This is a genomic window from Clavibacter michiganensis (assembly GCF_021216655.1).
Taxonomy (GTDB): domain Bacteria; phylum Actinomycetota; class Actinomycetes; order Actinomycetales; family Microbacteriaceae; genus Clavibacter; species Clavibacter michiganensis.
Genome location: NZ_CP080437.1, coordinates 929721 through 942322 on the forward strand (window position 1 = coordinate 929721; position 12602 = coordinate 942322).

Consider the following 12602-nt stretch of genomic DNA (forward strand, 5'->3'; position numbering starts at 1 on the left):
CCTCAGGACGCGCGCGGGACCGGGCCGAGCAGCGTCGTCGCGATGGTCTCGGCGGCCTGCCGGTCGCTCGACGGGTGGAAGCCGCCGGCCAGCACGTCGCGGTACAGGCGGCCGAGCTCGTCGCCCGCGCGGAAGGATCCGCCGCCCGCGACCGCGATCGCGCGCTGCACGACCTCGGCCGCCGTGCGCGTCGCCCGGACCTTGGCGCCGACGAGGAGCGACGCCCAGCGGTCGCCGTGGTCCACTCCGCGGTCGACGTCGTCCGCGAGCGCCGTGAGCTGCGGGAGGAGCGCGTCCTGCGCGAGCGCGGCCTCCGCGACGATGTGCCGGATCCCGGGGTCGGCCGCGAGCGCGGCACCGCCGGCCGCGCGGGAGGTGCGACGGAGCGCCGACTCGACGGCGATGTCGAGCGCGCGCTGCCCGATCCCGGCGTACACGGCGGCGATGAGCAGCTCGAACGCCTGCAGCACGGCGAGGACGAACGGGTCGTCGCGGCGGCCGTGCTCGCGCCGACGGACCACGTCGGCGGGTTCCGCGCGCACGTCGCGGAGGATCACCGTGTGGCTCTGCGTCGCCCGCATGCCGAGCGTGTCCCAGTCGGGGACGATCTCGAGGCCGGGCGCGTCGCGCGGCACGAAGGCGTGCGCGAGGAGCGGGTGCTCCGGATCCGTGTCGTCCCGCCCGAAGAGGCCGAGCCGCGTCCAGGCGGGCGCCATGCTCGACGTCGACTTGGTGCCCGTGAACCGGTAGCCGCCGTCGGGGTCGGGCTCGGCCCGCGTGAGCGCGTCGGCGAGCGCCTGGTCGTTGCCGGGCTCGCTGATCGCGAAGGCCAGCAGCTCGTCGCGGCCCGCGTCCTCGAGGACGCCCCGGAGGGAGTCGTCGCCGCGGTCCGCGAGGATCCGGGCGACGGCCGTCCAGACGAGGTGCATCCCCACGCCGAGCGCGGTCGCGGGCGCCGCCTGCGCGAGGAGGTGCTGCGCGCGCACGGCGTCGGCGAGGGAGGCGCCGGACCCCCCGAGCTCGCGTGGCACGAGGAGGCGGAGGTGGCCGGCGTCCCGCAGCTCGTCGAGGTCCTCCGCGAAGAACGCGTTGCCGGCGTCGTACCCGGGGGCGCGGGAGCGGATCCGGTCGAGGAGCGCCTCGTCGAGGTGCGCGAGCGGATCGGGCAGGTCGGCCGGGGCGGCGGGCGTCATGCGCCCAGTCTCCCCCGCGCGCCCGTCGTGCGACCCGCCGGGTGCCGGCGCTCAGGCGGCGGACAGCACCAGGGCGTTGCCCCACGGGTCCTCGAAGGCGAGCTCCCGTCCGTCGTCGCGCGTGGCGACGCCGGCGGCGCGGAGGCGCGCGTCCACCGCCTCGACCTCGTCGCGCGTGGGGACATCGATCCGCACGGTGCCGAGCCCGAGCGTCGCGGGACGCCGGCCGGCGCCCCGGCTGTTCCAGGTGTTCATGGCCATGTGGTGGTGGTACCCGCCGGCGGACACGAAGATCGCGGATCCGTGCCAGCCGGCGACGAGCTCGAAGCCCAGCGTGTCGACGTAGAAGGCGGACGCCTGCTCCGTGTCGCCCACCTGCAGGTGCACGTGGCCGATTCCGGCCGCGTCGGAGGCGGCGTCGGAGACGGGAGCGAGCTCGTCCCGGAGGAATGCGTTCGGGTCGAGCCGGAGCGAGTCCATGACGATCCGGCCGTCCTGCCACGTCCACTCGTCGCGCGGACGGTCGGTGTAGAGCTCGACGCCGTTGCCCTCCGGGTCGGTGAAGTAGAACGCGCGGCTCACGAGGTGGTCGGCGCTGCCGGTGAAGGTGCCGGGGGCGCGCTGCGCGAGCGAGGCGACGGAGCGGGCGAGCGCTGCGGGCTCGTCGAAGAGCACGGCCGTGTGGAAGAGGCCGGCGTTCCCGGGGCTCGGGAGGTCGAGGCCGCTCGCGGGTTCGAGGACGACCGCGGGCACTCCCCCGCGCCCGAGCGTCGTGGACTCCGTGCCCTCGTGCAGCTGCTCGAGGCCGACGGCGTCGCGGTAGTAGGCGGTCATCCGGTCGAGGTCGCCGACCAGGAGGGTCACGGGTCCCATGGTCGTGGCGGCGGAGAGCAGATCGGGCATGGGTCCTCGTTCCTCGGGTGGTGCGTCCTATTGCTTGAATGCTCAACAAACGGATGCGAGCCCGCATTCCCGGGGCCGCCCGAGGGCGTTCCTATGATGGGAGCGACCCACCCGGAAGGACCCGCATGACCGAGCCCCACCCCTGGCGCCGCTACGTCGCCCTCGGCGACTCCTTCACGGAGGGCATCGGCGACCCCGAGCCGGGCAGCCCCGGCGGGCACCGCGGCTGGGCCGACCGCGTCGCCGAGGTGCTGGCCGACCAGGTCGAGGGCTTCTCCTACGCCAACCTCGCCATCCGCGGCCGGCTGCTAGGCCAGATCGCCGACGAGCAGGTCGAGCCCGCGCTCGCGCTGCACCCCGACCTCGTGTCGCTCTCCGCGGGCGGCAACGACATCCTCCGGCCCGGCGCCGACCCCGACCGCCTCGCCGACCGCCTCGACCAGATGGTCGCCCGGCTCTCCTCCGAGGGCGCGACCGTGGTGCTCTTCACGGGCACCGACGTCAAGTTCTCCCCCGTCTTCGGGCGGCTGCGCGGCAAGGTCGCGATCTACAACGAGGACATCCGCGCGGTCGCGGCCCGGCACGACTGCATCGTGGCCGACCAGTGGTCGCTCACCGAGATACAGGACCCGCGCATGTGGGACATCGACCGGCTCCACCTCGCGCCGCTCGGCCACCACACCGTGGCGCGCATGGTGCTGCAGGCGCTCGCCGTCGAGAACGACCTCGAACCGCTGAAGCCCGAGCCGCTCCCGCCGCGCACCTGGAGCCAGGCGCGCGCGGGCGACATCGACTGGGCGCGCGCGTACTTCGTGCCGTGGGTGCTGCGGCGCCTGCGCCACCAGTCCTCGGGCGACGGGCGCACGGCCAAGCGGCCGGACGCGTCGCCGTGGACGCGCGTCGACGCCGGTAGCTGACGGGCCGGCGGGGCCTCAGCCGAGCAGCTCGCCCGGGTTGCCGAGGCGCCACCAGCCGTCGGGGCCCGGGATCGCCCGGTCGAGCGCGAGCGGCACCCGCACCGTCTCCTGCCCGGCCGTGACCGTCGCCGTGCCGACCTGGGTGCCCGCGGCAGCCTCCCCGGATCCGGACGCCTCGACGGTCGTGGTGACGGGCGTGTCGCCCCACACCAGGAGCGACCGGTCCTCGGTGGCGACGGCCCGCGCGGTCGCACCCCACGCCGTCGTGTAGTCGGCGAACGGCTCCCCCGAGGAGGCCACCTGCACCACGTGCATGTTCGCCGTGACCGTCGGCAGCAGCGCGGTCACCTGCCGGGCGAGCTCGGCGTGGTCCTTCGCGCCGAGCGTCACGCCGACCAGGGTCACGTCGCGGTCGCCGACCTTCGTGTCCACCGCCCAGAGCAGGCACTTGCCCGCCTGCTCGAGCGTGCCGGTCTTGATCCCGCGGAATCCGGGGACGCCCGCCAGCAGGTTGCGGTTCTCGACGGTCCCCACCCCCGCCACGTCGGCGCTGCGCTGGTCGACGATGCCCGAGAGCACCGGATCGGCCAGCACCATCTCGCCGATGCGGACGAGGTCGGCCGTCGTGCTCACGGTCTCCGGCGAGAGCCCCATCGCGTCGGCGACGTGCGTGCCCGTGAGCCCCTGCTCGGCGAGCCAGGCGTTCGCGGCCGCGACGAAGGCGTCGTTCGAGCCGTACGCCCAGACCCCGAGCGCCGCCGCGTAGTTGTTGGCGCTCGCGAGCAGCGCGCCCTCGAGCAGGTCCCGCTGCGAGAGGCTCGTGCCGGCGACCGCGGGCTCGACGATGCCGTCCTGCTTGAGGATCTCCCCGCGGAGCGCCTCGTCCTCGGCCGTGAAGGTGACCTGCGGCCCGTCCTCCCCGGGAGCGAGGGGCTTCGCCTTCAGCACGACGAGCGCGGTCACGGTCTTGGTGATGCTCGCCATCGGCCGGGACACGGGCGTGGCCTCGTTCGTCGCGAGGACGCCGTCGAAGCCGATGGCGCCGACCGCCGAGACGCCGTCGCCCGGCCAGGACTCCGGCGTCGGGACGGCGACCACGGGCGACGGCGCGTCGACCTGAGCGACCGCGGCCGGCGGATCCGCCGTGAGGGTCACCGGGACGTACACGCCCGCCGAGACGAGGAGCGCCGCGACGACGGACGTGACGGTGAGCCGGCGGGCCCGGCTCACGCGGGGACCCGCAGCGCGTACAGGGCGACGGCGCTCGCCGCGGCCACGTTCAGCGAGTCCACGCCGTGCAGCATCGGGATCACGACCGTCGTGTCCGCGTGGCGGAGCGCGTGGCGGCTGAGGCCGTCGCCCTCGGTGCCGAGCACGAGCGCGATCCGCTCGGGCGGATCCGCCGCGAAGGCGTCGAGCGTGACGGCGTCGTCCTCCAGGGCGAGCGCCGCGAGGTGGAAGCCGGCCTCGTGCAGCAGCGGCGCGGCCTCCGACCACTCGGGCAGCCGGGTCCACGGCACCTGCAGCACGGTGCCCATGCTGACGCGCACGCTCCGCCGGTAGAGCGGGTCGGCGCAGCGCGGGGTGATGAGCACGGCGTCGGCGCCGATCCCGGCCACCGCGCGGAAGATCGCCCCGACGTTCGTGTGGTCGACGATGTCCTCCAGGACGACGACCCGGCGCGCGTCGCGCAGCACGTCGGCGACGGCGGGCAGGGGCGGACGGTGCATCGCGGCGAGCGCCCCGCGGTGCAGGTTGTACCCGGTGAGCCGCTCGAGCACGGCGGCCGCGCCCACGAACACGGGGACGTCCGGGAAGCCCTCGAGGAGCGGGGCGGCGTCGTCGAGCCACTGCTCCTGCACCAGCACCGACCGCGGCACGTGACCCGCGGCGAGCGCGCGGCCCATGACCTTGGTGGACTCGGCGATGTAGAGGCCGCCCGCGGGCTCGCTCACCCGGCGGAGGGCCACGTCCGTGAGACGCGAGTAGTCCTCCAGGCCCGGCGAGGAGAGGTCCTCGATGCGGTGGATGTGCACGCCGGTCCTTCCTCCGTCCGCCCCGTCGCGGATGCGGGGCCTCGTCACGCGGAGCCGTCGCGGGGATGCGCTGTCTAGACTCGACAGGACAATGATGCCCTGCCCCGTCGCCGCCCGCCGACACGGCGGGGCGCCAGCTCGGCACCGGGAGGCCCCATGAGCACCGCTCTCCGTGACGATCCCCGACCCCCGGCGGGGTCCACGATCGCCGAGGCGGTCGAGCTGATGCGCGGCCGTCGCACCGCCGTCCTCACGGGCGCCGGCCTCAGCACCGACTCCGGCATCCCCGACTACCGCGGCGAGGGCGCCCCGAAGCGGAACCCCATGACGTTCCAGCAGTTCCGCAGCGAGGGCGACGACTTCCGCCGCCGCTACTGGGCGGGCGGGCACCTCGGCTGGAAGGCCTTCAGCTCCGCTCGTCCGAACGACGGGCACGCGGCGCTCGCCGACCTCGAGGCGGCCGGCGTCGTGGGCGGGCTCGTCACGCAGAACGTCGACGGCCTGCACGAGCGGGCGGGATCCCGCCGCGTCGTGGACCTGCACGGCTCGCTCGACCGCGTCCTCTGCCTCGACTGCGGGCAGGCGTACGCGCGCTCCGCGATCGCCGACCGCATCAGCGCCGAGAACCCCTGGCTCGACCTGCCCGACGCGGTGGAGCTCAACCCCGACGGCGACGCCCAGGTGCACGACGTCGACCGGTTCCGGATCCCCGTCTGCAGCGTCTGCGGCGGCATGCTCAAGCCCGACGTGGTCTTCTTCGGGGAGCTCGTGCCCACGGAGCGCTTCCGCGAGGCGGGCGCCATCGTGTCCGACGCGGACGTGCTCCTCATCGCCGGGTCGTCCCTCGCGGTCAACTCCGGGATCCGCCTGCTCGAGATCGCCCGGAGGAGCCGCATGCCGATCGTGATCCTCAACCGCGGCACCACGAAGGGCGACACCCGCGCCACGGTGCGCCTCGAGGGCGGCACCAGCGAGATCCTCCGCGCCATCGCGACGGAGCTCGCGTCGTGACCCGGATCGTGCTCGTGCGCCACGGCCGCACCGCGTGGAACGTGGAGCGGCGCGTGCAGGGATCCAGCGACATCCCGCTCGACGACACAGGCCGCGCGCAGGCGGCCACCGCGGGTGCGCTGCTCGCCGCGGCCGTCGCGGGTGGCGCGGGCTGGGACGCGGTGCACGCGAGCCCGCTCAGCCGCGCTTTCGAGACCGCGTCGATCATCGCGGAGCACCTCGCGCTCGGCGGCGCGCCCACGATGGGCCCGCTGCCGGAGCCTGCGCTCGCCGAACGCCGCTACGGCCTCGCCGAGGGACTCACGCACGCGGAGATCGAGGCGCGCTTCCCGGACGGCGACGTGCCCGGCCGCGAGACCGTGGAGTCCGTCACCGAGCGGGCGGGAGCGGCGCTCCTCCGGCTCGCGGAGCGGCACCCCGGCGGGTCGATCATCGCGGTGTCGCACGGCGGCGTCATCGCGGCGCTGGCCCGCAGCCTCGACGCGTCGCTCGGCACGCGCCCGGGGCCCATGATCGAGAACGGCTCGGCGCACACGTTCGGCGTGGTCGACGGCGAGCTGTCGCTGCTCCGCTTCGGCGGGGTGGCCGACCTGGGAGCGATCGCGGACCTCGATCCCGCGCGCCGGGCCTGATCCGGGTCCGCCCCGCCTGAGCGGACGACGACCGGTCGGCGACCGCCTCGGCTTCAGGCCCCGCGGCGCCCCGTGCGCGCGACCTGCTCGAGGAGGTCGCCGAGCGCCTCCGCCGACCGGTCCCAGTCGTACTCGGCGGCGCGGGCGATGCACGCGGCGGACCGCCGCCGCCACTCATCCGGGTCCTCCAGCGCGCGCACGGCCGCAGCGAACCCCTCGGCGTCGTCCGGATCCACGTACACGGCCGCGTCACCGCCGATCTCGCGGAAGATCGGGATGTCGCTGACCACGACGGGCAGGCCGACGCTCATCGCCTCGATGACGGGGATCCCGAAGCCCTCGTCGCGCGACGCCGTGAGCAGCGCGGTCGCGTGCCGGAGCGTCAGCGCGTACTCGTCGTCGCTCGCGCCGTCGCGGAAGACCAGGCGCGCGCCGTCGGCGAGCCCCTCCAGCCGCGCGCGCTCGGCGGACCCGACGCGGCTCATGAGGTGCAGCTCGTGGTCGGGCAGGTCGTCGGCCGCGCGCACGAGCGTCTCGACGTTCTTGTAGGGCATGTACGAGCCCATGTAGACGAGCGTGCGCTCCGCGGGCGCCTCGCGCGGCCCGTCCGGGTGGCCGTCGGGCGCGGGTGCGAGCTCGGCCGCGTTCGGCACGACGACCACGGGCCGCGTGGTGAGCCGGTGCGCGCGGATGAGCCCGCGCGTCGTCTCGCTCACGGTCACGATCGCGTCGGCCCGGTCGAGCAGCAGCCGCTGCGGCCACCACGCGAGGTGGAAGGCCCGCCAGAGCGTGCGCACGGGCGCGGGCAGGTCACGGGGCGGACGCCGGTGCCGGTAGTAGATGAGGTCGTGCAGCGTGAGCACGAGCGGGTAGGTGCGGCCGCGGGATCCCATCGTCTGCATGGGGCTGTAGACGACGTCGGGACGCATGCGCGACACGCGTCGGGCGACCCACGGCTCCCGGGCGCCGGTCGGCGAGCTGACCAGCTGCCACGGCAGGTCGGGCAGGAGCGCGAGCTGGCGGTGGTCGCTGATGAGCATGGTCACGTCGAAGCGTGCGCCCAGCCGCGCGACGAGCTCCGCGCCGTAGCGGCTGATCCCGTCGTGCCGGCCGATGCGCGTGTACCTGCAGTCGAACACGAGCCTCATGACGCGCTCCCCTCGTCCAGGAACGCGCGGATGGAGCCGGCCGCCTCCCGGGGCGTCTCGTAGTGGATGAGGTGCCCGACCCGCGGGATCACCTCGAGCCGGGCGTCGGCGAACAGGCGCCGCAGCCGGTGCTGCGCGGCGACGGGCGTGATGTCGTCGCGCTCGGCGGCGACGAGCAGCACGGGGACGTCGACGCGGGGCGCGTAGGTGCTCGCGTCCGACGACACCGACGCGCGGAACGCCTCCAGCACGACGCGGCGGTCGCTGAACGCGCTGAAGAAGCGGTCGTGCTGGTCGTTGATCCACCGGCGGAGCGAGCGGTCGCGCGTCTTCGCCATGGCCTCGCTCATCACGCGCACGATGGCCCGGTTGCGCAGCAGGCCGAAGCCCGCCCGCTCGGGCAGCACGGCGGCGGCGCGGTAGTAGAGCACGGCGAGCCGGGTGAGGATGCCCCGGGGCCCCTCGAGCGCGGGCGCGGCGATCGGGTTGACCAGGATCGCGCGCGGGCTCGGCAGGCCGTCAGCCAGCGCGGCCGAGACGACGATGGATCCGAACGAGTGCCCGAGCACGGTGGCGTCGCGCGAGCCGGTGGCGTCGACGAACGCGCGCAGCCACGCGGCGTACCCGGGGATGTCGTGCCGCGCGTCGACGAGCGGCGTGGAGTCGCCGAACCCCGGCAGGTCGGGCGAGAGGATCCGCACGCCCGGCAGCTGCGCGACGACCGGCTCCAGCCCGTGGTGGTCCCCGCGGAACCCGTGCACGACGACGAGCGTCTGCGGGGCGTCGGCGGGCCCGTACTCCCACCAGGCGGTTCGGCTCCCGAGGAGGTCGACGGTGCGGCGGACCACGGGGATGCGGTCGAGCTGGGCGGCGTAGGGCGAGGGGACGGTCATCGGGGACGAGTCTACGAGCGGGCGCCGCCCCGGACCCCGGGCGCGCCGGGCTCCGTCCGCCCGGCCTTCCGCGCCTAGAGTTGCGACGAGCCTTCCCGCCCCGAGTCGACGCCCCCGTCGCGCCCATGAGGAGAACCGTGAGCTTCACCGCCCCCATCACCCTGCCCGGACTCACCCTCGACAAGCAGTGGTACAAGCGCTCGGTCTTCTACGAGGTGATGATCCGCTCGTTCGTCGACTCGAACGGCGACGGCACCGGCGACATCCAGGGCCTCATCTCCAAGCTCGACTACCTGCAGTGGCTCGGCATCGACGGCCTGTGGATCCCCCCGTTCTTCCAGTCCCCGCTCCGCGACGGCGGCTACGACATCAGCGACTACATGTCGGTGCTCCCCGAGTTCGGCACGCTCGACGACTTCAAGGAGCTCGTCACCAAGTCGCACGAGCGCAACATGCGCATCGTGATCGACCTCGTGATGAACCACACCTCCGACCAGCACGAGTGGTTCCAGCAGTCGCGGTCCGACCCCGACGGCCCGTACGGCGACTTCTACGTCTGGAGCGACACGGACGAGAAGTACGAGGACATCCGCGTCATCTTCGTCGACACCGAGGAGTCCAACTGGACCTTCGACCCGGTGCGCCGCCAATTCTTCTTCCACCGGTTCTTCTCGCACCAGCCCGACCTCAACTTCGACAACCCGAAGGTGCACGAGGCCATCTACGGCGTCATCCGCCACTGGCTCGACATGGGCGTCGACGGCCTCCGCCTGGACGCGATCCCCTACCTCTACGAGACCGAGGAGGGCAACGGCGAGGGCGAGCCCGCCACGCACGAGTTCCTCAAGCGCCTCCGCGCCATGGTCGACGAGGAGTACCCGGGCCGGATCCTCATCGCCGAGGCGAACCAGTGGCCCCGCGAGGTCTCCGCGTTCCTCGGCACCGAGGAGGAGCCCGAGTGCCACATGGCGTTCGACTTCCCGATCATGCCGCGCATCTTCTACTCCCTCCGCTCGCAGACCGCGGACGAGCTGAAGCGGATCATGAGCGAGACGTTCGAGATCCCCGAGGCGGCCGCGTGGGGCGTCTTCCTCCGCAACCACGACGAGCTCACGCTCGAGATGGTGAGCGAGGAGTACCGCCAGGCCATGTACGGCTGGTACGCCTACGACCCGCGCATGCGCGTCAACATCGGCATCCGCCGCCGCCTGGCGCCGCTCCTCGACAACTCGCGCGCCGAGCTCGAGCTCGTGCACGCGCTGCTGTTCTCCCTCCCCGGCAGCCCGTTCCTCTACTACGGCGACGAGATCGGCATGGGCGACAACATCTGGCTGCCGGACCGCGACGCCTCGCGCACGCCCATGCAGTGGACGCCCGACCGCAACGCCGGCTTCTCCACCGCCGACCCGGGGAAGCTCTACCTGCCCGTCGTGCAGTCGCTCGTCTACAACTACGCGCAGATCAACGTCGAGTCGCAGCTGGCGCAGTCGCGGTCGCTGCTGCACTGGGTGCGCAACGTGATCCACGTGCGCAAGGCCCACCCCGTCTTCGGCCAGGGCACCATCCGCGTGCTCCCGACCGATCACGAGAGCGTCCTCGCCTTCGTCCGCTCCTACGAGGGCAGCGGCACGCACTTCGGCGACCGCGCGGAGGACGTGCTCTGCGTCTTCTCGTTCGCCCACAACCCCGTCTCGGTCACGATCGACGCGTCCGACTTCGCGGGATCCCAGCTCTACGACCTCTTCGGCGGCGGCGTCTTCCCGACGGTCGGCGACGACGGCCGGCTCACGCTGACGCTCGCGACGCAGAGCTTCTACTGGCTGCACATGGGTGCGCCTGCCATCGGCGGTCGCCCGTAGCATCTACAGGATGACCTCCCGCTGGCACGACACCCTGGCCTCGTTCGACCTCGAGACGACGGGGGTGGACGTCGAGACCGCGCGCATCGTCACGGCGTGCATCGTCGTCCTGGACGCGCAGGGCGAGGTCCTCGAGCGGCACGACTGGCTCGCGGATCCCGGGGTCGAGATCCCCGCGGGCGCGGCCGCCATCCACGGCGTCACCACGGAGCGAGCCCGCGCCGAGGGGCGCGACGCCGCGGTGGTCGTCCTCGAGATCGTCACCACCATCCGTGCGATGTTCGCCCGCGGCCTCGCGCTGGTGGTCTACAACGCGCCCTACGACCTCACGCTCCTCAACCGGGAGGCCGTGCGGCACGGGGTCGAGCCCCTGCGCGACACCGGCCCCGTCATCGACCCGCTCGTCATCGACAAGGCCGTCGACACCTACCGCCGCGGCAAGCGCACGCTGTCCGTCGCCGCGGAGCACTACGGCGTCCGCCTCGACGACGCGCACGACGCCGGCGCGGACGCCATCGCCGCCGGTCGGGTGGCCCAGGCCATCGCCGGACGCTACGCGGACCAGCTCGACATCCCCGTGCTCGACCTCCACGACCGCCAGGTCGACTGGTCACGCGTGCAGGCGGAGAGCTTCCAGGACTACATGCGCCGCACGCGCGATCCGGCGTTCACGACGTCCGGCGCCTGGCCCGAGCGGCACGCCGGATCCTGATCCCCCTCCCTCGGCCCTGGACGACAAAGGGCGCCCGGCCGAGGCCGGGCGCCCTTCGTGCTGCAGCGGGAGGCTGCTACTTCTTGGTGCCGAAACCCGCGTAGCGCGAGTTGAACTTCTCGACGCGTCCGGCGGAGTCCATGATGCGCTGCTTGCCCGTGTAGAACGGGTGCGACTCGCTCGAGATCTCGACGTCGATGACGGCGTACGTGTTGCCGTCCTCCCACTCGATGGTCTTGGAGCTGCTCACGGTGGAGCGCGTGAGGAAGGTCGCGCCGGAGGCGAGGTCGCGGAAGACGACGGGGGCGTACTTGGGGTGGATGTCGGTCTTCATCGGGGTGTCCTTCGTCGTTTCTGGAGTCTGATTGGGAAGCGTGGGTGCCCGGGATGATCACCGGACCAGTGGACGAGCCTACCAGACGGGTGCCGCGAACGGGCAGGCGCGCCGGGGGCCGTCCGACGGGGTCAGGAGCGGACGGCGCGGGCCGTGAAGCGGCCGTCGTCGTGCGTGACCTCGAGCGCGAGGCCGAAGGCCCGGCCGAGGTTGTCGGCCGTGATGACGTCCGCGAGCGGACCCGCGGCGACGACCGCTCCCTCGCGCAGCAGCAGCGCGTGCGTGAAACCGCGCGGGATCTCCTCGACGTGGTGCGTGACCATGACGATGCCGGGCGCCTCGGGCGCCGACGCGTAGCCGCCGAGGAGCTGCAGCAGCTCCTCGCGCGCGCCGAGGTCGAGGCTCGCGGCCGGCTCGTCGAGGAGGAGCAGCTCGGGATCGGTCATGATCGAGCGCGCGATCTGCACGCGCTTCTGCTCGCCGTCGCTCAGCGTGCCGAACCGCCGCTGCTCGAGGTGGCCGAGGCGCCACTCGGCGAGCACGCGCTGGGCGCGGCGCACGTCGATGTCCTCGTAGTCCTCGTTCCAGCGGCCCGTGACCGAGTACGCGGCGGTGAGCACGACGTCGAGCACGGTCTCGTCCGCGGGGATCCGCCGGGCCATCGCGGTGGACGCGAAGCCGATGCGCGAGCGCAGCTCGAACACGTCGACCCGGCCGAGCTCGTGGTCGAGGACCGTCGCGGTGCCGGAGGACGGGTGGGCCATGGCGGAGGCGATCTGCAGGAGGCTCGTCTTCCCGGCGCCGTTCGGGCCGAGGACGACCCAGCGCTCGTCGCCGTCCACCGTCCACTCCACCTGGTCGAGGATGGTCGTCCCGTTCCGGACGAAGGACACTCCGGACAGGGAGAGGACGTGGCTCATGCGCACGAGTCTACCGGCCCGGGCCGCGCGACCCGCCCGGTCGT

The 12602-nt window shown here is 73.5% G+C and carries 13 protein-coding genes; 5 read left to right on the forward strand and 8 right to left on the reverse strand.

Annotated features, from left to right (window positions below):
- Positions 1-2 precede the first annotated feature (2 nt).
- Complete coding sequence (locus K0V08_RS04305) at positions 3-1193, reverse strand: acyl-CoA dehydrogenase family protein (RefSeq protein WP_079533245.1); 1191 nt, start codon at positions 1191-1193, stop codon at positions 3-5.
- A gap of 51 nt (positions 1194-1244) precedes the next feature.
- A complete protein-coding gene (locus K0V08_RS04310; RefSeq protein ID WP_012038394.1) occupies positions 1245-2096 on the reverse strand; it encodes a VOC family protein in 852 nt (283 codons plus the stop codon).
- Positions 2097-2221: 125 nt separating this feature from the next.
- On the opposite strand from K0V08_RS04310, the gene K0V08_RS04315 reads away from it, so the two are divergent.
- Positions 2222-3013 (forward strand): SGNH/GDSL hydrolase family protein, encoded by a 792-nt coding sequence (locus tag K0V08_RS04315; protein ID WP_079533247.1) that lies wholly within the window; start codon positions 2222-2224, stop codon positions 3011-3013.
- A gap of 15 nt (positions 3014-3028) precedes the next feature.
- On the opposite strand, the gene K0V08_RS04320 is transcribed toward K0V08_RS04315, so the two are convergent.
- Entirely contained in the window at positions 3029-4243 is a 1215-nt protein-coding gene (locus K0V08_RS04320; RefSeq protein ID WP_079533250.1) for a D-alanyl-D-alanine carboxypeptidase family protein, read from the reverse strand.
- On the reverse strand, positions 4240-5049 hold the full coding sequence (locus K0V08_RS04325) for a TrmH family RNA methyltransferase (RefSeq protein ID WP_079533252.1): 810 nt from the start codon (positions 5047-5049) through the stop codon (positions 4240-4242). The genes K0V08_RS04320 and K0V08_RS04325 overlap by 4 nt, the downstream gene beginning before the upstream one ends.
- Before the next feature lie 156 nt (positions 5050-5205).
- Here K0V08_RS04325 and K0V08_RS04330 point away from each other — a divergent pair, with 156 nt between their 5' ends.
- Positions 5206-6060 (forward strand): Sir2 family NAD-dependent protein deacetylase, encoded by an 855-nt coding sequence (locus K0V08_RS04330; protein WP_012038398.1) that lies wholly within the window; start codon positions 5206-5208, stop codon positions 6058-6060.
- Complete coding sequence (locus tag K0V08_RS04335) at positions 6057-6692, forward strand: histidine phosphatase family protein (protein ID WP_079533255.1); 636 nt, start codon at positions 6057-6059, stop codon at positions 6690-6692. Before K0V08_RS04330 ends, K0V08_RS04335 begins: the two co-directional genes overlap by 4 nt.
- A 53-nt stretch (positions 6693-6745) precedes the next feature.
- Here the strand turns inward: K0V08_RS04335 and K0V08_RS04340 are convergent, their stop codons facing one another.
- Positions 6746-7840, reverse strand: coding sequence for a glycosyltransferase family 4 protein (locus K0V08_RS04340; protein ID WP_079533258.1), 1095 nt, complete (start codon positions 7838-7840; stop codon positions 6746-6748).
- Positions 7837-8733 carry an alpha/beta fold hydrolase gene (locus K0V08_RS04345; RefSeq protein ID WP_012038401.1) on the reverse strand — a complete coding sequence of 299 codons (897 nt, stop codon included), beginning with the start codon at positions 8731-8733 and terminating at the stop codon, positions 7837-7839. Before K0V08_RS04345 ends, K0V08_RS04340 begins: the two co-directional genes overlap by 4 nt.
- A 125-nt stretch (positions 8734-8858) precedes the next feature.
- Between K0V08_RS04345 and treS the strand changes: the two genes are divergently transcribed.
- Both treS and K0V08_RS04355 read left to right on the forward strand, forming a co-directional pair.
- A complete protein-coding gene (gene treS, locus K0V08_RS04350; RefSeq protein WP_174239530.1) occupies positions 8859-10592 on the forward strand; it encodes a maltose alpha-D-glucosyltransferase in 1734 nt (577 codons plus the stop codon).
- Positions 10593-10602: 10 nt separating this feature from the next.
- Complete coding sequence (locus K0V08_RS04355; protein WP_079533260.1) at positions 10603-11304, forward strand: 3'-5' exonuclease; 702 nt, start codon at positions 10603-10605, stop codon at positions 11302-11304.
- A 76-nt stretch (positions 11305-11380) separates the two neighbouring features.
- On the opposite strand, the gene K0V08_RS04360 is transcribed toward K0V08_RS04355, so the two are convergent.
- Both K0V08_RS04360 and K0V08_RS04365 read right to left on the reverse strand, forming a co-directional pair.
- Positions 11381-11638, reverse strand: coding sequence for a type B 50S ribosomal protein L31 (locus tag K0V08_RS04360; protein ID WP_012038404.1), 258 nt, complete (start codon positions 11636-11638; stop codon positions 11381-11383).
- A gap of 131 nt (positions 11639-11769) precedes the next feature.
- Positions 11770-12558, reverse strand: a complete 789-nt coding sequence (locus K0V08_RS04365; protein WP_079533767.1) for an ABC transporter ATP-binding protein — start codon at positions 12556-12558, stop codon at positions 11770-11772.
- Positions 12559-12602 lie beyond the last annotated feature (44 nt).

Excerpts from the sequence above, each read along its gene's own strand:
- K0V08_RS04305 (WP_079533245.1), bottom strand. The coding sequence starts at position 1,193 with ATGACGCCCGCCGCCCCGGCCGACCTGCCCGATCCGCTCGCGCACCTC.
- K0V08_RS04310 (WP_012038394.1), bottom strand. The coding sequence starts at position 2,096 with ATGCCCGATCTGCTCTCCGCCGCCACGACCATGGGACCCGTGACCCTC.
- K0V08_RS04315 (WP_079533247.1), top strand. The coding sequence starts at position 2,222 with ATGACCGAGCCCCACCCCTGGCGCCGCTACGTCGCCCTCGGCGACTCC.
- K0V08_RS04330 (WP_012038398.1), top strand. The coding sequence starts at position 5,206 with ATGAGCACCGCTCTCCGTGACGATCCCCGACCCCCGGCGGGGTCCACG.
- K0V08_RS04340 (WP_079533258.1), bottom strand. The coding sequence starts at position 7,840 with ATGAGGCTCGTGTTCGACTGCAGGTACACGCGCATCGGCCGGCACGAC.
- K0V08_RS04345 (WP_012038401.1), bottom strand. The coding sequence starts at position 8,733 with ATGACCGTCCCCTCGCCCTACGCCGCCCAGCTCGACCGCATCCCCGTG.
- treS (WP_174239530.1), top strand. The coding sequence starts at position 8,859 with ATGAGGAGAACCGTGAGCTTCACCGCCCCCATCACCCTGCCCGGACTC.
- K0V08_RS04355 (WP_079533260.1), top strand. The coding sequence starts at position 10,603 with ATGACCTCCCGCTGGCACGACACCCTGGCCTCGTTCGACCTCGAGACG.
- K0V08_RS04360 (WP_012038404.1), bottom strand. The coding sequence starts at position 11,638 with ATGAAGACCGACATCCACCCCAAGTACGCCCCCGTCGTCTTCCGCGAC.
- K0V08_RS04365 (WP_079533767.1), bottom strand. The coding sequence starts at position 12,558 with ATGAGCCACGTCCTCTCCCTGTCCGGAGTGTCCTTCGTCCGGAACGGG.